Genomic DNA, 18,814 nt, shown 5'->3' on the forward strand with positions numbered 1-18,814 from the left:
TCGCGGGAATCGGTGACGTTGAACATCACCAGCCTGCCATGACCGCCCTCTCTCAGCGAATTTGCAGAACTCTCAGCACACTACCCGGAAGTCTCCCTCGCCCTTGTGGGGAGGGGCTAGGGGTGGGGGTCCGTGCCGGGCAGACATCTCAGGAATTCCATATGCGATAGCCCTGCCCACAAGGGGGAGCGTGAGATCACGTCACGATGACAACGACCGAAACCAACCCGAACAGGGCGATCAGCAGATAGTCGGCAACGCGATAGAGTTTCAGCGCCTGCCTGATGTCGAGGCTGTCGGCTTCGCGCCGCCCACCTTCGCCCATGAAGACGTCGTCGACCAGGACGCCGCCGTAGCTGCGCGGCCCGGCGAGCGCCAGGCCGAGCGCGCCAGCCATCGCCGCTTCCGGCCAGCCGGCATTGGGTGAGCGATGTTTTTTCGCGTCGCGCAATACCGCATGCCAGGCATTTTTCGCATCAGCGCCTTTGACGAGGAACGCCGCCAGCACGATCAGCAGCGCCGTCAGCCGCGACGCCGGCAGATTGATCCAGTCGTCGAAGCGCGCCGCTGCCCAGCCGAACGCCTCGTGGCGCGGGGTGCGGTGGCCGATCATCGAATCGGCGGTGTTGGCGGCCTTGTAGGCGGCGCCGCCGGCCAGGCCGCCGACGCCGGTCCAGAAGGCAGGGGCGACGATGCCGTCAGAGAAATTCTCGGCCAGGCTCTCGATCGCCGCGCGGCAGACGCCGGCCCTGTCGAGCGTTTCAGGGTCGCGGCCGACGATCCGCGAAACGGCAACGCGGCCCAAAGCCAGGCCGCCGGTGTCGAGCGCGTCAGCCACCGCCTCGACATGCTCATAGAGGCTCTTTTGCGACAGAAGCGACGTTGCCAGAAGGGCCGTGATGACGAGGCCCATGGGAACAAACCAGAACAGGATCTGCACGCCCAGGCCAATTATCGCCGGCACCAGCACGATGACCAGCAGCGCCTGGACACCACGCTTGCGACGCAGCGCGTCGGGATCAGTGGCGCGGTTGAGCCTGTGGTCGAGAAAGGATATCAGCCTGCCGAACCACGTCACCGGATGGCCGATGGCGCGAAACAGCCAATCGGGGTAACCGAGGGCGAATTCGACGGCCAATGACAGGAAAGCGATCAGGACTGACATGAAGCTTCTTAATGGGGCGGTTGTGGACCATGGTGGAAGTCTTGGCCGCGCGAGGGGGCTTTTTCCCAACGCCCTGCTGCCATTCGTCGACCTCTCGACCGGTATCAATCCGCACTCCTACCCGCTTTTCGACCTGCCCGCCACCTCGCTGTCGCGGTTGCCGGAAGCCGCGCGCACGCGTGAGCTGACAGAGATCGCTGCCAGTGCCTATGGGGCGCCGTCGCCAGCCAACATCGTGGCGGCACCGGGCACGCAGATCCTGTTGCCGCGCGTCGCCTCGCTGATTACCCCCGGAAGGGCGCTGGTGCTGGGTCCGACCTACGCCGAACATGCCCGCGCAGCAGTGATCGCCGGGCACGCGGTGACCGAGGTCGGCGATTTCGCTGACCTGGCGGACGCCGACCTTGCCATCATCGTCAATCCGAACAATCCGGATGGACGTGTCATCGAGCGCGACCGGTTGCTGGCTCTGGCTGCCGGATTGCGCGCCAAGGGCGGGCTGCTGGTTGTCGACGAGGCGTTCATGGATGTTGGGCCGCGCGAGCATAGCCTCTGCGGCGATGTCGGCCAGGGCGGTATCGTCGTCCTGCGTTCGTTCGGCAAGTTCTTCGGCCTGGCCGGGCTGCGGCTCGGGTTTGCACTTTCCGATGTAGCGACGGTCGAACGGCTTGAGACGCAATTCGGGCCATGGGCCGTCGCCGGCCCGGCGCTGGAATACGGCATCCGCGCGCTTGCCGACATCGACTGGCAGGACGCGATGCGATCATCTCTTGCCGGCGCATCGGCGCGGCTCGACGCGCTGTTGGCCCGCTTCGGCGTACCCGTAGCGGGCGGCACCACATTGTATCGTTTCCTCAGTTTGACCAATGCCGCCGATTTGTTTGCCGCGCTCGGCGAGCGCGGCATCCTGCTTCGCCATTTTGCCGATCGGCCTGACGTTCTGCGCGCCGGCCTGCCGGGAAGTGAGGAGGAATGGCAGCGGCTCGAGACCGCTCTTGCCGAATGGGCGTCGCGGCGCGAGCATCAATCGAAGGGTTCGAAACAATGATCCATGTCTGTTCGCTGGCAAAGATCGAGGAAACGGTGGCCAGGACCGGCGCCGACCGCATGCTGTCGTTGCTTGCCGCCGGAACGGAGGTGGTCCGTCCGGCGTCGATCGCCCGAGAAAACCATCTGCATCTGGTCATGCATGACATCGCGGCGGCGCAGGACGGCATGACCATGCCGGGCGAGGAGCATGTCCGTAACCTGCTCGATTTTTCGCGCCGCTGGGTCCGGGCAAGGCCGATGCTCGTGCATTGCTATGCCGGCATCAGCCGCTCGACGGCTTCGGCCTATATCATCGCGGCCGCATTGGCGCCGAAACGCGACGAGGCCGAATTGGCGCGGACGCTGCGGGCGCTGTCGCCCTCGGCAACACCCAATCCGCGGCTGATCGCGGTGGCCGATGCGCTGCTTGATCGCAACGGCCGCATGATCGAGGCGATTGAATCGATCGGCCGCGGTGCGGATGCCTTTGAAGGCACGCCCTTTGCGCTGAGGATCGACACCTAGCTGCCCCCATGTCGTTGTTCGATTATCGAGTGCCTTCATTCGCTCAATCTTCATGCCCGTGACGTACCCGGACAATGAACACGTCGTCGTCGGCTTCGATCCGGTAGACGACAAGATGGGCTTTGAAGGGATGGATACGCATCGGTGGCCCCCAATTCAAGCCGCTCCCGCGCTATTCGGGAACTGGCAGCGATCAGGTCAAAGATCGTGAACAACTCGTCATGATACTGTCTGGCCTGCACAGCGCCGAACAGGCGCACCCCTTGCTCGGCAATACCGACGATGTCCTCTTCCGCGGCTAAAGAAAGGCAAAATCCCACTACCTATTGCCGGATGGCTTTTCAGCGCGTTTAACCGCCTCCGTGAAAAGCGCGTCCCTGGATCGATTGCCGATGCCACTCTTCAAGCCGTCATCGACAAAGCGCTGCATGGCGGCAATCTTGTCGTTGCGCTCCTGATCCCGACGGATCAAATCGCGCACATAATCGCTCGCGTTGGCGTAGCGGCCCGTTTCGGTTTGCGCCTCAACCCAATCCTTCATCGGGTCGGGCAATGATACGTTCATCGTTGCCATACTGGCCTCCATATCCCGTCCAGTATGGTCCATTTTGGCAAAGTTTGTCAAAATCTCTTGTGCGGAAAATCTCTTGTGCAAAAGCGTGATTGTCTGATCCGCCCTCCGTCGCCTGGTTTGTTCAAGAGGACAGCGTTTGCCTTTCGATGCCAGACCACTGGTTTGGAGGCTACGTCAACCAGTCCGCGAGCTTGGCCTTGCGGACATCCCGCAGCAGGCTGATGAAGCCGTCGGCCTGATATTCTGCCGTCAGCCGGCCCTTCTCCGCCGTTGCGATGCTGGCATCGCCGACGACGCCGTTCGGGTTGAGATCGCCAGCTATCCAGGCAAAGGCGTGGGTGCCGGTGTGGCGCAGCAGCGAGAATTCCTTCTCGGCCTTGGCGACATTGGAAACGAAATTGTCGGCCTTGCCCATGTCGACGAGGTCCGGCCGGAAATGCAGCATCAGCGAGGTCTCGACATCGCCGCCATGGATGCCGTGGCGGTCCTCGAGCTCGGTGTACATGCCGGCCGGGCGGCCGAAGCGCTGCCAGCTGGTCTTTACCGCCAGCATCTTTTCGCGCACGCGCAATTCGCGCGTGACGATGCCCATGATCTCCTCGTTGCCGCCATGCGAATTGACGACGATCAGCTTGCGCACGCCGGCGCGCGCGATCGACAGGCCAAGCTCGGTCCAGGCTTCTATCAGCGTGGTTGCCGGCAAAGTGAGGGTGCCCGGCGCGCGAAGATGCTCGTTCGACTTGCCCACCGCCTGGACCGGCAGGATGCGGATGTCGAGATCGTCGGGCAGGCGCGAAATAACCGTGTCGAGCATGCCGTTCATGATCGAAGTGTCGGTAGAGACCGGCAGATGTGGCCCATGCTGCTCGATCGCCGCCACCGGCAGCACGGCGATCGTCGCCTCCGGATCGATCGAGGCGTATTCGGTGGTCCGGTAGTCGCCCCACCACACACGTCTTTTGGGTACGGTCATGTCATGCCTCTTCAATGGTCCGGCAGACCTAGCGCGGCAAGCGCGGTCTGTCGATCACCCGGCCGCGATGGCCTCGACCTCGACCTTGAATTCGGGGCGGGCAAAGCCGGAAACGATCATCAGCGTCGAGGCCGGCGCGGGGCTGGAAAACAGCCGGTCGCGGACATCCATATAGGGCCGCAGATGTGCGCGATCGGTGACATAGGTGTTGATGCGCACGATATCCCTCAGACCCAGGCCGGCTTCGCCGAGGATCGCTTCGATGTTGCGGAAGCAGAGTTCGGCCTGCGCGCCGGCCTCTTCGGGAATCTGGTCGTCCGCGGTGATGGCGACCTGACCCGAGCACAGCACCAGCCGCTTGCCAGCCGGCACCTCGACGCCGTGGCTGTAGCGGGCAAAGGGCGGCTTGATCGACTTCGGGGTGAGGAATCTGAACATGGCAATCTCCTGGATGCCGTCAGCCTAAAGCCGGACCCACTACACCTTCAAGATGGCGGTGCATGTTGCCCGGGCGATTGTGGACAGCCGTTCAAAAAATAGGCACGATGCCTTCCGTACAGCATGACCCGTCCGCCCTTGGCATGGCAACGTCTTTCAAGCGGGCGGCCGCGGCGCCAGACGCCGGTGGCATGTGTCTTGCTTCTTGAATCTTTGGTGTCGAGCCTGGCGCGTGGCGCGCCGGAGCAAACAGAGGGTGGTGTCGATGTACGGAAAACAGAAGATCTCGGTGGCGGTTGTGGCCCTGCTTGCAGCCAGCACGCTGGGTGCTGCTGCGAATGAGAAAGTCACCTTCGGCACCAACTGGTTGGCCGAGCCGGAGCATGGCGGATATTACCAGTCCGTGGCGGACGGCACCTATGCCGCCTGCGGCCTCGACGTCACCATTATGCAGGGCGGTCCGCAGGTCAGCGGCCGGCCGATGCTGCTGGCCGGCAAGATCGATTTCTACATGGGCGGCAATCTGCTGTCGGCTTTCGATGCCGTGCAGCAAGGCATTCCGATGCGGGTGGTGGCGGCGGATTTCCAGAAGGACCCGCAGGTCATCATGTCCCATCCCGGCGAAGGGCTCGACAAATGGGAGGACCTGAAGAACGCCGACCAGTACATATTGGGTGACGAGGGCGTGCAGACCTTCTTCCAGTGGATGGTCATCGAACTCGGCTTCGATGCCTCCAAGCGCGCGCCCTACACCTACAACACCGCTCCCTTCCTCGCCAACAAGAAGTCGATCCAGCAGGGCTACGTCACCTCCGAGCCGTTCGCGGTCAAGAAGGAAGGCGGCTTCGTGCCGAACCAGTTCCTGCTCGCCGACTATGGCTGGGATACCTACTCGACCACGATCGAGGTGATGCAGGACACGATCGACAAGAAGCCGGAGGTGGTCCAGTGCTTCGTCGATGGCTCCGCCAAGGGCTGGTACAAATATCTCTACGGCGACAACAAGGCCGCCAACGACTTCATCAAGAAAGACAATCCCGACATGAGCGACGAGCAGATCGCGTTCTCGATCGAGCAGATGAAGAAGTTCGGCCTGGCCGATTCCGGCGACACCGAAAAGCTCGGCATCGGCGCCATGACCGACGAGCGGATCAAGAGCTTCTACGACAAGATGGTCAAGGCCAAGGTCACGCCCGACGGCATCGACATCAAGAAGGCCTACACGCTGACCTTCATCAACAAGGGCGTCGGGCTCGAGCTGAAGAAATAGGCCGGTCCCGGCATGATAAGGGAAAAAGTGGCGCCAGCGCCGGCTGTGTCGGGTACGGCCCCGACGCTTCTGGCGCTGCGCGGCGTCGGCAAGGTATTTTCCAACGGCGTGACGGCGCTCAGCGACGTCGACCTGACCATCCGGGAAGGCGATTTCCTCAGCCTGCTTGGGCCGTCGGGGTGCGGCAAGTCGACGGCGCTGCGGCTGATCGCCGGCCTGTCGACGCCGACCTCCGGCGTGCTCGACTGGCGCGGCGGTGGCTCGCTTGACCGTTCGAACATCGGCTTCGTCTTCCAGGAGCCGACGCTGCTGCCCTGGGCCAATGTTTTCGACAATGTCTGGCTGCCGCTTCGGCTGAAAGGCATTTCGCGCGCCAAGGCGACACCGGCGATCACGGAAATGCTGGCGCGGGTGCATCTAACCGGTTTCGAAGACGCGGTGCCGCGCGAACTGTCCGGCGGCATGAAGATGCGCGTCTCGATCGCGCGCGCAATGGTGACCAAACCGCGCGTGCTGCTGATGGACGAACCGTTCGCGGCACTCGACGAGATCACCCGCTTCAAGCTCAACAACGATCTGCTGGAGCTGTGGCAGGACGAACGCTTCACCGTCGTCTTCGTCACCCACAGCGTCTTTGAAAGCGTGTTCCTCTCCAACCGCGTCGTCGTCATGGCGGCGCGGCCGGGCAGGGTGTTCGACGAACTCGCCATCGAGGCCTCCTATCCGCGCGACGAGGCGTTTCGCACCTCGCCCGACTATGCGGCGCTGTGCCGTCAGGCCTCCGATGTGCTGGTCAAGGCCATCAATTCAACAGCAGGCGCGCATCATGACGGCCATTGACGAGCGCGTGCTCGAACTCGACCCCGAGGAAGCGCGCCGCGTGCGCCAAGAGCGGTTCGAACGGATCGGCCGCTGGCTGCTGCCGCTAACGATCATGATCCTGGCGATCTGGCTGTGGGATCGCATCTGCGTCTGGAACGCGATTCCGCAATACATCCTGCCGCGCCCGGGCGTGGTGCTGTGGACGCTCTACAACGACGCCGGCCTGCTGTTTTCCTCGCTGCTGGTGACCTTGCGCATCACCTTCCTCAGCCTGGCTCTGGCGGTCGTCGGCGGGGTCGGGCTGGCGGTGCTGTTCGCGCAATCGAAATGGGTCGAGATGTCGTTCTTTCCCTTCGCCATCGTGCTGCAGGTGACGCCGATCGTGGCGATCTTTCCGCTGATCAACATCTATGTGAACGACCAGACGACCAAGCTTCTGCTGTGCGCCTGGATCGTCGCCTTCTTTCCGATCCTGTCCAACACCACGCTTGGCCTCAACTCCGTCGACCGCAATCTGCGCGACATATTCAAGCTCAATGGCGCGACGCGCTGGCAGCAATTGCGCTATCTCAGGCTGCCGGCCGCGATGCCCTATTTCCTCGGCGGGCTGAAGATCGCCGGCGGCCTGTCGCTGATCGGCGCGGTGGTGGCCGAGTTCGTCGCCGGCACCACCGGCCAGTCGTCCGGCCTTGCCTCGCGCATCATCGAGGCCGGTTACCGGCTCAACGCGCCGCGGCTGTTCGCGGCGCTGTTCCTGATCTCGCTGACCGGCATTTTGATCTTCCTCGTGCTGTCGCTGATTTCGCATCTCATTTTGCGGCGCTGGCACGAAAGCGCACTGAAGCAGGAGCGCTAGGCCCTTGATTCCGAACACAGGTTCATACCGGCTCGCCAATGTCAGGCTTCACGCATCCCTGACCCCAGGCCTTGGCGCTGCTCTCGACAGGGATGGCTTTGCGCTTGCCGACGTCACTATCGCGGACGGCAAAATCGCAGGCATTGCCGCCCACGGTCGTGCAGCGCCTGCTGATGCCGTCGATCTTGGCGGCCGCATCGTGCTGCCATGCTTCGTCGACAGCCACACGCATATCGACAAGGGCCATATCTGGCCGCGAAAGCCCAATCCCGACGGCACGTTCTTGGGCGCGCTGAATGCCGCCGGCGCCGATCGTGTGGCACGCTGGAGCGCCGAGGACGTTGCGAAACGGATGGATTTCTCGCTGCGCTCAGCCTACGCCCATGGCACCAGGGCGCTGCGCACGCATCTCGACAGCGTCGCGCCGCAGGAGGAAATCTCCTGGCCGGTGTTCGAGGCGATGCGCGAGGCATGGCGCGGCCGCATCGAGTTGCAGGGCGCCTGTTTGCTCGGCATCGAAGGCGTACGCGACAAAAAGTGGTTCGACAGGCTGGCAAAGAGGGTTGCCGCGGCAAAGGGCGTGCTCGGTGTCGTCACCTATATGGTGCCGGACCTCGAAGAACTGCTCGACCATGTCTTCGCGCAAGCGATCAAGCATGGCCTCGATCTCGATTTCCATGCCGACGAGACCGATGACATCTCCGCCATATCGCTGAAGAAGATCGCCGAGGCCGCTCTTTGGAACGGTTTCGAAGGAAAGATCCTCGTCGGCCATTGCTGCTCGCTTGCGCGCCAGCCGGACCTCGACGTGCTCGACACGCTGGACAAGGTGGCGAAGGCAGGGCTAGCCGTCGTTTCATTGCCGATGTGCAATCTCTATTTGCAGGATCGGCGCGGCGACGGCACCACGCCGCGCTGGCGTGGTGTGACGCTGCTGCACGAAATGAAGGCGAGGGGCATTGCGGTTGCCGTCGCATCCGACAATACGCGTGACCCATTTTATGCCTATGGCGACCTCGACATGCTGGAGGTCTACCGCATGGCGACGCGCATCCTGCACTTCGATCATCCGGTCGCCGACTGGCCGCAAGCGGTCACCGCGACGCCGGCCAAGGTGATGCGGCTTGATGGCTTCGGCACGCTTGCCGCCGGCGGCGATGCCGATTTTGTCCTGTTCAAAGGCCGAAGCTGGACGGAATTGCTCTCGCGGCCCGAATCGGATCGCATCGTGGTGCGCGGCGGCAAGGCGATCGACCGGCAATTGCCCGACTATGCCGAACTCGACGAACTGATGGTGGAATGATGGACGTTTCGGCGCTCAAACGCGATCTTGACGGGCTCAAGGTCGACGACAATCCGGCCATCGTCCAGCAGAAGAGCCGTGACTTCTACTGGTACAGCCCGGTGCTGAAGCAGCAACTGGACCATGTCACCGGCGATCTGATCGTGACGCCGAAGAACGAGGCCGAACTGATCCGCGTGCTTGCCGCCTGTCATCGCCATGGCGTGCCGGTGACACCGCGCGGCAGCGGCACCGGCAATTACGGCCAGGCGATGCCGCTCTCCGGCGGCGTCGTGCTCAACCTTGCCGAGATGAACGAGATCAAGTCGATCGCCCCGGGTCGCGTCGTGACCGGACCGGGGGCCATTCTGGCCGATATCGACAAGGCAACGCGAGCGCATTCCGGGCAGGAACTCCGGCTATCGCCCTCTACCTACAACACCGCTTCGATCGGCGGCTTCATCGCCGGCGGTTCGGGCGGCGTCGGCTCGATCAATTTCGGTGGCCTGCGTGATTTCGGCAATGTGCTCCGGCTGCGCGTGGTGACCATGGAGGCCGAGCCGAAAGCGCTCGAACTCACCGGCGAGGATCTGCACAAGGTGACCCATGCCTACGGCACCAACGGCATCATATCGGAGGTCGAGATGCCGCTGACCGCGGCTTATGAATGGATCGACGTCATCGTCGGCTTCGACGCTTTCATGGATGCGGCCCGCTATGGAAATGCACTGGCGTGCCAGGACGGTATCCTGACCAAGCTGATCACGCCGATAGCGGCACCCGTGCCACAGCTTTATTTCAAGCGGCACCAGAAATTCCTGCAGCAGGGGCAGAGCATCTGCGTCGTCATGGTGGCGCGGCATGGGCTGGACGCTTTACTGGCCTTCACCGGCCGGGCCGGTGGCGAGGTGATCTACAATGCCGCAACCGCAACGCTGGACGAAAAGAAGGGGCTGCCGCCGGCCTATGAGCTGGCCTGGAACCACACGACGCTGAGGGCGCTGCGCGTCGATCCTTCGATTACCTATCTGCAGTCGCTCTATCCCTTTCCCAACCAGCTCGCGTTGGTCGAAAAGATGGACAAGATGTTTCCGGGCGAGGTTTTCTCGCATCTGGAATTCGTGCGGCTGGACGGCAACATCACCTGCTTCGGCCTGCCGCTGGTCAAGTTCACCAGCGAGGCTCGGCTCGACGAGATCGTGCGCCTGCATGAGGAGAATGGCTGCCCGATCTTCAACCCGCATCGCTACACGCTGGAAGAGGGCGGCATGAAGCAGACCGACGCGGTGCAGCTCGCCTTCAAGCGCGAGACCGATCCGCAAGGCCTGCTCAACCCCGGCAAGATGATCGCCTGGGAGAACCCGGACTACGACTACCGTTCGGGTCGGACTTTTTTGTTCAAGGGGCTGCAGAGAGTGGGATGAGGAGAGGTTTGCGCTTGAGTACCCCCCTCTGTCCTGCCGGACATCTCCCCCGCAAGGGGGGAGATTGGCAGCCTTTGAGTCGCGACCATTCTGCGGCGTCGACAGTTAGCGAAAGCGATACGGCAGTCCGATCTCCCCCCTTGCGGGGGAGATGCCCGGCAGGGCAGAGGGGGGTGCCTCGCACTGACCTAGGGGATATTCCCCTGTGAACATCCTCGTCCTTTACGCCCATCCGGTCGAGACCAGCTTCAATGCCGGCCTGCACCGCATGATCGTAGAGCGGTTGACGGCGGCGGGCCATACGGTCGATGACTGCGACCTCTACGCGGAGGATTTCGATCCGCGGATGACGCGGCAGGAAAGGCTGGACTACCACAATCCGCGCGGCGCCGCTGACGCTGCCGCACCTTATGTCGAACGCCTGCTGCGAGCCGATGCGCTGGTGCTTTCCTATCCAGTCTGGAACTATGGCTTTCCAGCGATACTGAAAGGCTTTTTCGATCGCGTCTTCCTTCCCGGCGTGTCGTTCAAGCTGGTCGACGGCAAGGCGCAGCCGTCGCTGCACAACATACGCAAGGTTGCGGCGGTGACCACTTATGGCGGCAGCCGGTTCCGCGCCATGCTGATGGGCGATCCGCCGCGCAAACTGATCAAGCGCATGCTGCGCGCCACCGTCAAACCGGGCGCGCCGGTGACCTATCTTGCGCATTATTCGATGAATCTGTCGACCGACAGCACGCGCAAGACCTTCATGGCCAAGGTCGCGGCCAGCATGGATGCCTTCTGATGCGCGCGCTGGTGGTCTACTGCCATCCGGTGCCGGACAGCTTCTGTGCGGCAATTCGCGACACCGCCATCGACGTGCTGATGCGACGAGGCTGGGAGGTGCGGCTGCTCGACCTCTACGCCGATAAATTCGACCCGGTGATGGGTTGCGACGAGCGACGCTCCTACAATGACCAGGCGCCGCAGGACCCGGCGCTGAAGCCGCATTTCGAGCTGCTCAACTGGGCCGAAGCGATCCTGTTTGTCTATCCGACCTGGTGGTACGGGCTGCCGGCGATGCTGAAGGGCTGGCTCGACCGGGTGTGGGCGACGGACGTCGCCTTCAAGTTGCCGGCCGGCAAGGGGCGGATCAAGTCGCTGATGACGCATGTAACCAAGGTTGGCGTCATCACCACCTGCGGCGCGCCGACCTGGTGGAGCGTCGTCGTCGGCCAGCCGGGGCGCAAGACCCTGCTGCGCGGCATGCGGGCGCTATGCGCGGCGCGCTGCCGGACGTTTTTCCTGGCGCACTATTTGATGGATGCCTCGACGCCGGCAACAAGGGCGGCGTTTCTGGCGAAGGTGCGGGCAAAGCTGGAGCGGTTTTGAGAAGCGGGGTCTCGTAGGGCGCTATCCCCACCCCGTCCCGCAATCTCCGCTCTGCTCCGACCGCGAGCCGACCCTCCCCACAAGGGGGAGGGTAAGAGGCGCTACATCTTCACCCGCTCGGCCTTCGGATCATACATCGGCTTCAGCGAGGCTTCCGCCGCAAAGCGCTCGCCGGCGATCTCGATTTCGTAGGATGAAGCCAGCACATCCGCTTCGCTCTCGCCCTCGGATGGCACATAGCCTAGCCCGACCGCGCCGCCGAGATGATGGCCGTAATTGCCTGAAGTGATCGGGCCGACGATCTTGCCGTCGCGCAGGATCGCTTCGTTGTGGAAGAGCAGGGGCTCTGGATCCTTCAGGCGGAACTGGACGAGCCGGCGTGACAGGCCGGCTTCCTTCTTGCGCAGCACGGCATCGCGGCCGATGAAGTCGCCCTTGGCGGTCTTCACCGCAAAGCCAAGGCCGGCTTCCAGCACATTGTCTTCATCGGTGATGTCGTGGCCGAAATGCCTGAAGGCCTTTTCGATGCGGCAGGAATCCAGCGTGTGCAGGCCGCAGAGCTTCAGGCCGCCTTCGGCGCCGGCCTCATCGATCGCCTCGAAGACATGAGCCGCCTGGTCGGTCGAGACATAGAGTTCCCAGCCGAGTTCGCCGACATAGGTGACGCGGTGGGCGCGGGCCAGGCCCATGCCGATCTCGATTTCCTGGAACGTGCCGAACGGATTTTTATCATTGGAAAAATCGTTGGGGCTGACCTTCTGGATCAGCTTTCTTGCGTCCGGGCCCATCAGGCAGAGCACGCTTTCGGCCGCCGTCACGTCGGTGACGACGACGAACTCGTCGGCGACGTGCTTGCGCAGCCAAGCCAGGTCGCGCTGCAGCGTGGCGCCGGGGACGACGAGGAAGAAAGCCGTTTCCGACAGCCGCGAAACCGTCAGGTCGCTCTCGATGCCGCCGCGCTGGTTGAGCATCTGGGTGTAGACGATCTTGCCCGGCGCGACGTCCATGTGGTTGGCGCACAGTCTTTGCAGGAAAGCGCTGGCGTCGCGGCCCTCGACACGGATTTTGCCGAAGGAGGTCATGTCGAACAGGCCGACGCCATTCCTGACCGCGAGGTGTTCTTCGCGCTGGTTGTCGAACCAGTTCTGGCGCTTCCAGGAATAGCGGTATTCGCGCTCCTGGCCCTCGCGGGCGAACCAGTTGGCGCGCTCCCAGCCGGCGACTTCGCCGAACACGGCGCCGCGCACCTTCAGATGCTCGTGCAGCGGCGAACGCCTGACATTCCTCGAGGTCGCCATCTGCCGATAAGGGAAATGGTCGGCATAGAGCAGGCCGAGCGTTTCCGAGACGCGTTCCTTCAAATAGCGGCGGTTCTTCTGGAACGGCTGGGCGCGGCGGATGTCGACTTCCCACAGGTCGAACGGGGCTTCGCCGTCATTGATCCACTGCGCCAGCGCCATGCCGGCGCCGCCGGAGGAGACGATGCCGATCGAGTTGTAGCCGGTCGCCATCCAGTAGCCGGACAGCTCCGGCGCCTCGCCGAGATAGTAGCGGTCGTCGGGCGTAAAACTCTCAGGACCGTTGAAGAAGGTGTGGATGCCGGCGGTTGCCAGCATCGGCATGCGGTTGACGCCCATTTCGAGGATCGGCTCGAAATGCTCCATGTCCTCCGGCAACTGGTCGAAGCAGAAATCCTCGCTTATGCCGTCCATGCCCCAGGGTTTTGCCACCGGCTCGAAGGCGCCCAGCATCATCTTGCCGGCGTCCTCCTTGTAGTAGGCGCACTCGTCCGGCACCCGCAGCACCGGCAGACGGGTGAGGCCGGGGATCGGTTCGGTGACGAGGTAAAAATGCTCGCAGGCATGCAGCGGGATGGTGACGCCGTTCTGCGCTCCCAGTTCGCGCGCCCACATGCCGGCGCAGTTGACGACGATGTCGGCTTCGATCGTGCCTTGGTCTTCGCCCTGTGCCCAGGACACGCCGCTGACGCGGCCGGCCTTGGTATGGACCTTGGTGACCTTCACATTCTCGACGATGGTGGCGCCGCGCTGGCGCGCGCCCTTGGCCAGGGCCATGGCGATGTTGGCGGGGTCGCATTGGCCGTCGAGCGGCAGATGCACGGCACCGACGACATCGGAAACATTGAGATGCGGGTACATCTCGCTGACTTCCCTGGGCGAAATCTCACGCACGTCGACATCGAAGGCACGCGCCAGCGACGCTTGCCTGTAGATCTCGTGCTTGCGCTCCTCGGTCAGCGCCACGGTAATCGAACCGACCTGGCGCATGCCGGTGCCGACCTCGGTCTCGGCTTCCAGCTTGACGTAGAGATCGGCGGAATATTTGGCCAGCCGTGTCATGTTCTGCGAACCGCGCAACTGGCCGATCAGGCCGGCGGCGTGCCATGTCGTGCCCGACGTCAGCTGTTTGCGTTCGAGAAGCACGATGTCAGTCCAGCCGAGCTTGGCCAGGTGATAGGCGACCGAACAGCCGGAAACGCCGCCGCCGATGATGACCGCTCTTGCTTTGGCGGGAATTGCCTTGGCGGTCATGCTGCCTCGCGACGGTAGCTGGAAGCAAAGCGGCGCAGACGAAGTGCAGCTTCCTGCAGCACGGGTTCGGGCTGGCAGAGGCTGATGCGAATGTGGCCGGCGGCCGCTTCGCCGAAGCTGGAGCCGGGCATGACGCCAACCTTTTCGCTGTCGAGCAGGGCCCAGGCGAATTTCTCGTCGTCCGGTTCGACGGCCGAGATGTCGAGCATGACATACATGCCGCCCTCCGAACCGCGCACGGTGACATCGTTCATGCCCCGCAGGGCGTCGAGCAAGACGGTGCGGCGTGCCGCGTAACGTTCGGCGATCTCCTTGACACCGTAACGGTTCTCCAGCGCCTCGGAACAAGCAATCGAGATGAAGGCCGGCAGGCCGTAGGTCGTCACCAGATTGAGATTGATCATGAGCGTGATCATCTCCTCCGGTCCCGTCAGCCAGCCCATGCGCCAGCCGGTCATGCCGTGGCTCTTGGACATCGAATTGATGACCAGCGTCCGCTCGGCCATCCCTGGCAGCGAGCGCGGCGAGACGTGCTCGCCGCCGCCGAGCGTCCAGTAGACTTCGTCCGACAGAAGCCAGAGGTCGTGCTCCCGGCAGACTTCTGCCAACTGCTCCAGCCGCTCGCGCGAATAGACAGCTCCTGTCGGATTGTTCGGCGTGTTGATCAGGACGGCGCGCGTGTTCGGCCGGATTGCCGCGCGGATCATGTCGGCACGCGGCTGGAAGCCATCCTCGGCCGGTGTCTCAACGACGGTGAAATCAGCGCCTGCGGCGCTGAACGTGTTGGGATAGGTGGCATAATAGGGCGCCACGACGATGGCGTGATCGCCCTGGTCGAGCACGCCCTGCACGGCGGCGTAGAGTGCGGCCTGGCCACCCGGTGTGGCGATCACCTGATCCGGCGACGTCTCGACGCCGGTGCAGGCGGTCGAGGCCGCCGCCATCGCCCTGCGCAGGCGCGGCAAGCCGGGAAGCGGGGTATAGTGATGATTGCTGCCGCGAACCGCGGTCACACAGGCTTCGATGGTCTGCGAAGGCGTGTCGAAATCATGGTCGCCGACCGACAGCATGATGATGTCTTCGCCGGCCTCCTTGCGCGTCCAGGCGGCGAAATGGACTTCCCAGCCGTCCTTGCCCGAAGGCACGATGCCGGAAATACGCGATGATGGTCTAGGCATGCAAAACTCCCGAAATTTCGTAGCCGGCCTGTTCGAGCCGGTCGCGCAGGGCGGCGATGTGCGGCGGTCCGACTTCGCAGCAGCCGCCAACGATGCTTGCCCCAGCCTCGACCCAGCCGATCGCCTGGTCGGCATAGGCATCCGGGCCAAGGTCGTGACGGGCGTGCAGCACATCGACGGTGCCGCCGTGCTTGAGTGCTTCGGTTGAAGTGAAGCCATTGGCGTAGGCGCCGACCGGGCCGCCGAGGTCGATCAGTTCAGGCAAAGCCGCGGCGATTGCTTCCGGCCGGCAGCAATTGACCAGCCGCGCGGCGACTGCCAGGCCATCGAGCGCGCCTGCCGCGGCGGCTATTGTCTCGCCGCTGCGCAGCCGTGGCTTGCCGTGGTCGGCCAGCGTCCACGACACCCATACCGGCTTGCCGCTTTCCGATGCCGCGGTGACCGCCGCGCGGGCTTCGTCCGCCGACGCCATGGTTTCACACAGGAACAGGTCGACGCCATCGGCCTGCTCGGCAACGATGTGGCGGTAAATATCGAGCGTGTCCTCGAAGGAAATGGTCAGTGCCGGTGCATAGCTGCCGAAAAGCGGCGACAGGCAGCCGGCGATGGCTGCATCGCCGGCCTCGTCGCGGGCCTGCCTGGCCAATTCGATGCCGCGCTTCTGCAATGGCTTGAAGAGGTCTTCCGCGCCCTCGCGCGCCAGGCGTTCGGGTGTCGCAGAATAGGTGTTGATGGTGATGACACGTGCGCCGGCACGGATGAATTCCGCGTGCAGGTCGCGCACCAAATCGGGTTCGTCGATCAGCACCCTGGCCGACCAAAGCGGTGTCGGCTCGGATTTGCTGCGGCGGACCAGTTCCTGGCCCATCCCGCCATCGGTGAGGATGATTTTCTTCATGCGCGCAGCCTTTCGTTCTTCGGATCCCACAGCGGTTCATCCTTCTGCACGATCGCCTGAAAGCGGTCACCGAAGATTTCGACCTCGACTGATGTACCTGGTTCGGCCAGGTCGGCGCGCAGCATGCCGAGTGCGATCGACTTGTCGATGCGATGACCCCAGCCGCCCGACGTCGTCTCGCCGACGATCTTGCCGTCATGCCAGAGTGTAGAAACTGACGGAGCGTCGCAATCGCCGGGGTTTTCCACCACCAGCGTGACGAAGCGCTTCTTCACGCCTTGCTGCTTTTCGTTCTGGAGTGCCGCCTTGCCGCGGAAGTCGGGCTTGTCCCATTTGACGAAGCGCTCCAACCCGCCCTGCAGGATCGAATAGTCGGTCGACAGGTCGCCCTTCCAGGTGCGGTAGCCTTTTTCGAGCCTGAGCGAATCCAGCGCATACATGCCGAACGGCTTCAGCCCATGCTGTTGTCCCGCCGCGCAGATGGCATCGAAGATGGCGGCGGTGTCGTCGATCCTGGTGTGGATTTCCCAGCCGAGTTCGCCGGCGAAGGAGACGCGCACGAGTTTGGCCCAGCGACCGGCGATCTTTGTCTCCTGATGCGTCAGCCATGGCAGAGTGAGGTCGGCTTCGCAGACATCAGCGAGGATTTTTCGCGAGTTCGGGCCTGCCAGGATCTGGGTCGAGAATTCCTCGGTCCGATCGATCAGCTTGAAGGTCGCATCTTCAGGCATGCGCGATTTCAGCCACTCGAAATCATGCCATTGCGCGACCGCCGCGGTGATCAGCGTCATCAGGTTGTCGTCGTGGCGCACCACGGACATTTCGGTGACGATACGGCCCTTGTCGTCGGCGAAATAGGCCAGGCCGATGCGGCCTGGCTTCGGCACCAGCCCAGTGACCTGCAGGCTCAGCCATTCGGCGGCACCCGGGCCTTCGAGGTTGAAGCGCGAGAAGCCCGGCAGGTCCAAAATGCCGGCGGCATCGCGCACGGCCAGGCATTCTTCACGCACACGATGGTGCCAGGGTCCTTCGCGGCGGAAGGTCAGCGTCGCTTCCTCTGAAATATCATCGCCCTCTTGCGCATACCAGGTGGCGCGCTCCCAGCCATTATAGGCGTCGAAGCGGCCGCCGAGCGCCTTGATGCGATCGTGGATCGGCGACAGCTTGCGGTCGCGGCCTTCCGGCCAGGCATGGCGCGGGAACTGGATGGCGTATTCGTTGCCGTAGATCTCCATGCCCTTGGCGACGCAATAGTCCGGCGCCGCGGCAAAGGAGGTGAAGCGGCGCGGGTCGCATGACCACATGTCCCATTCGGTCTGGCCCTCTGTCACCCATTCGGCCAGCACCTTGCCGGCGCCGCCGCCCTGGGCGATGCCGAAGGTGAAGACGCAGGCCTCGAAGGCATTGGGAACGCCGGGCATCGGGCCGATCAGCGGATTGCCGTCCGGCGTGTAGGGGATCGGGCCATTGATGACCTTGGACAGGCCGGCGGTGCCCAGGATCGGCACGCGGGCGACGGCGTCGGCCAGATAATGTTCGAGCCGGTCGAGATCGTCGGGGAACAGCTGGAAGGAAAAATCCTCCGGCATCGGGTCGTTGTGGGTGGCCCAATGCGCGCGGCAATTGCGCTCATAGGGGCCGAGATTCATGCCGTTCTTCTCCTGGCGAAGATAGTAGGAGGTGTCGACGTCGCGCAGCAGCGGCAGTTTCTTCCCCTGTTCCTTCGACCATGCCGCCAGTTCGGGAATCTCCTCGAACAAAATGTACTGATGGCTCATCACCATCATCGGCACGTCGCGGCCGAACATCCGGCCGACTTCGGCGGCGCGGTAGCCGGCGGCATTGACGACGATCTCGCAGCGGATCTCACCTTGTGCCGTCTCGACCACCCATTCGTCGTTCTCACGGCGCACGCCTGTGACCGGGCAGAAGCGGATGATCTTCGCGCCCATGTCGCGCGCACCCTTGGCCAGCGCCTGGGTGAGCTGCGCCGGATCGATGTCGCCGTCGCTCGGGTCGTAGAGCGCGCCTTTCAGGTCATGCGTCTCGATGAAGGGATAGCGACGCTGGATCTCGTCGACACCGACAATGTCGATGTCCATGCCCTGGTAGAGGCCCATGCCCTTGGCGCGCTGAAATTCCTGCATGCGCTCTTTCGTGTGGGCAAGGCGCAGCGAGCCGGTGACGTGATAGTTCATGGGATAGTCGACCGCGTCGGCCAGCCCGCGATAAAGCTCGGTCGAATAGCGCTGCATGTTCATCAGCGACCAGGACGAGGAGAAAGTCGGCACGTTGCCAGCGGCATGCCAGGTCGAGCCCGAAGTCAGCTCGTTCTTTTCCAAGAGCACGCAGTCGGTCCAGCCCGCCTTGGCGAGATGGTAGAGCGAGGAGGTGCCGACGGCACCGCCTCCGATGATCACCACGCGCGCCGTGCTCGGCAAACCCGCCATGTTC

General features: G+C 63.4%; 17 protein-coding genes and 1 pseudogene. 9 read left to right on the forward strand and 9 right to left on the reverse strand.

Annotated features, from left to right (window positions below; translation table 11 throughout):
• Positions 1-196: 196 nt before the first annotated feature.
• Positions 197-1,165, reverse strand: a complete 969-nt coding sequence (gene cbiB, locus NKJ00_RS07420; RefSeq protein ID WP_352439842.1) for an adenosylcobinamide-phosphate synthase CbiB — start codon at positions 1,163-1,165, stop codon at positions 197-199.
• On the opposite strand from cbiB, the gene cobD reads away from it, so the two are divergent.
• Both cobD and NKJ00_RS07430 read left to right on the forward strand, forming a co-directional pair.
• The gene (gene cobD, locus NKJ00_RS07425) at positions 1,164-2,213 is read left to right on the forward strand and encodes a threonine-phosphate decarboxylase CobD (protein ID WP_352609479.1); all 1,050 of its coding nucleotides are present in this window, start codon (positions 1,164-1,166) and stop codon (positions 2,211-2,213) included. The genes cbiB and cobD overlap by 2 nt on opposite strands.
• Positions 2,210-2,719 carry a tyrosine phosphatase family protein gene (locus NKJ00_RS07430; protein ID WP_352629319.1) on the forward strand — a complete coding sequence of 170 codons (510 nt, stop codon included), beginning with the start codon at positions 2,210-2,212 and terminating at the stop codon, positions 2,717-2,719. The genes cobD and NKJ00_RS07430 overlap by 4 nt, the downstream gene beginning before the upstream one ends.
• A gap of 43 nt (positions 2,720-2,762) precedes the next feature.
• On the opposite strand, the pseudogene NKJ00_RS07435 reads toward NKJ00_RS07430, so the two are convergent.
• From NKJ00_RS07435 to NKJ00_RS07450, 4 genes and pseudogenes are all read right to left on the reverse strand, one after another.
• Positions 2,763-3,039, reverse strand: a pseudogene (locus NKJ00_RS07435) (type II toxin-antitoxin system RelE/ParE family toxin).
• Positions 3,039-3,293 carry a type II toxin-antitoxin system ParD family antitoxin gene (locus NKJ00_RS07440; protein WP_023812358.1) on the reverse strand — a complete coding sequence of 85 codons (255 nt, stop codon included), beginning with the start codon at positions 3,291-3,293 and terminating at the stop codon, positions 3,039-3,041. The pseudogene NKJ00_RS07435 and the gene NKJ00_RS07440 overlap by 1 nt, the downstream one beginning before the upstream one ends.
• Positions 3,294-3,462: 169 nt before the next feature.
• Complete coding sequence (locus NKJ00_RS07445) at positions 3,463-4,266, reverse strand: creatininase family protein (protein WP_352629321.1); 804 nt, start codon at positions 4,264-4,266, stop codon at positions 3,463-3,465.
• A 54-nt stretch (positions 4,267-4,320) separates the two neighbouring features.
• Complete coding sequence (locus NKJ00_RS07450; protein ID WP_352629323.1) at positions 4,321-4,704, reverse strand: RidA family protein; 384 nt, start codon at positions 4,702-4,704, stop codon at positions 4,321-4,323.
• Between the two features lie 265 nt (positions 4,705-4,969).
• Here NKJ00_RS07450 and NKJ00_RS07455 point away from each other — a divergent pair, with 265 nt between their 5' ends.
• The 7 genes from NKJ00_RS07455 to NKJ00_RS07485 all read left to right on the forward strand — a co-directional run bounded on the left by NKJ00_RS07455 (position 4,970) and on the right by NKJ00_RS07485 (position 11,732).
• Entirely contained in the window at positions 4,970-5,974 is a 1,005-nt protein-coding gene (locus NKJ00_RS07455) for an ABC transporter substrate-binding protein (RefSeq protein ID WP_352629326.1), read from the forward strand.
• 12 nt (positions 5,975-5,986) lie between these two features.
• Positions 5,987-6,814, forward strand: coding sequence for an ABC transporter ATP-binding protein (locus NKJ00_RS07460; RefSeq protein ID WP_352629328.1), 828 nt, complete (start codon positions 5,987-5,989; stop codon positions 6,812-6,814).
• A complete protein-coding gene (locus NKJ00_RS07465) occupies positions 6,801-7,652 on the forward strand; it encodes an ABC transporter permease (protein ID WP_352439847.1) in 852 nt (283 codons plus the stop codon). The genes NKJ00_RS07460 and NKJ00_RS07465 overlap by 14 nt, the downstream gene beginning before the upstream one ends.
• Before the next feature lie 4 nt (positions 7,653-7,656).
• Complete coding sequence (locus NKJ00_RS07470; protein ID WP_352439848.1) at positions 7,657-8,955, forward strand: cytosine deaminase; 1,299 nt, start codon at positions 7,657-7,659, stop codon at positions 8,953-8,955.
• Positions 8,955-10,358 carry an FAD-binding oxidoreductase gene (locus NKJ00_RS07475; protein WP_031213523.1) on the forward strand — a complete coding sequence of 468 codons (1,404 nt, stop codon included), beginning with the start codon at positions 8,955-8,957 and terminating at the stop codon, positions 10,356-10,358. The genes NKJ00_RS07470 and NKJ00_RS07475 overlap by 1 nt, the downstream gene beginning before the upstream one ends.
• Before the next feature lie 205 nt (positions 10,359-10,563).
• A complete protein-coding gene (locus NKJ00_RS07480; protein ID WP_352439849.1) occupies positions 10,564-11,145 on the forward strand; it encodes an NAD(P)H-dependent oxidoreductase in 582 nt (193 codons plus the stop codon).
• On the forward strand, positions 11,145-11,732 hold the full coding sequence (locus tag NKJ00_RS07485; protein ID WP_352439850.1) for an NAD(P)H-dependent oxidoreductase: 588 nt from the start codon (positions 11,145-11,147) through the stop codon (positions 11,730-11,732). Before NKJ00_RS07480 ends, NKJ00_RS07485 begins: the two co-directional genes overlap by 1 nt.
• 101 nt (positions 11,733-11,833) lie before the next feature.
• Here the strand turns inward: NKJ00_RS07485 and NKJ00_RS07490 are convergent, their stop codons facing one another.
• From NKJ00_RS07490 to NKJ00_RS07505, 4 genes are read right to left on the reverse strand one after another with little or no spacing between them, the layout of a single operon-like run.
• Positions 11,834-14,284, reverse strand: a complete 2,451-nt coding sequence (locus tag NKJ00_RS07490; protein ID WP_352439851.1) for a GcvT family protein — start codon at positions 14,282-14,284, stop codon at positions 11,834-11,836.
• Positions 14,281-15,462, reverse strand: coding sequence for a pyridoxal phosphate-dependent aminotransferase (locus tag NKJ00_RS07495; protein ID WP_352629332.1), 1,182 nt, complete (start codon positions 15,460-15,462; stop codon positions 14,281-14,283). Before NKJ00_RS07495 ends, NKJ00_RS07490 begins: the two co-directional genes overlap by 4 nt.
• Positions 15,455-16,360 carry a homocysteine S-methyltransferase family protein gene (locus NKJ00_RS07500; protein ID WP_352609498.1) on the reverse strand — a complete coding sequence of 302 codons (906 nt, stop codon included), beginning with the start codon at positions 16,358-16,360 and terminating at the stop codon, positions 15,455-15,457. The genes NKJ00_RS07495 and NKJ00_RS07500 overlap by 8 nt, the downstream gene beginning before the upstream one ends.
• Positions 16,357-18,810, reverse strand: a complete 2,454-nt coding sequence (locus NKJ00_RS07505) for a GcvT family protein (RefSeq protein ID WP_352629334.1) — start codon at positions 18,808-18,810, stop codon at positions 16,357-16,359. The genes NKJ00_RS07500 and NKJ00_RS07505 overlap by 4 nt, the downstream gene beginning before the upstream one ends.
• Between the last annotated feature and the right edge of the window lie 4 nt (positions 18,811-18,814).

It is taken from the genome of Mesorhizobium sp. M0227 (assembly GCF_040321855.1).
Taxonomy (GTDB): Bacteria; Pseudomonadota; Alphaproteobacteria; order Rhizobiales; family Rhizobiaceae; genus Mesorhizobium.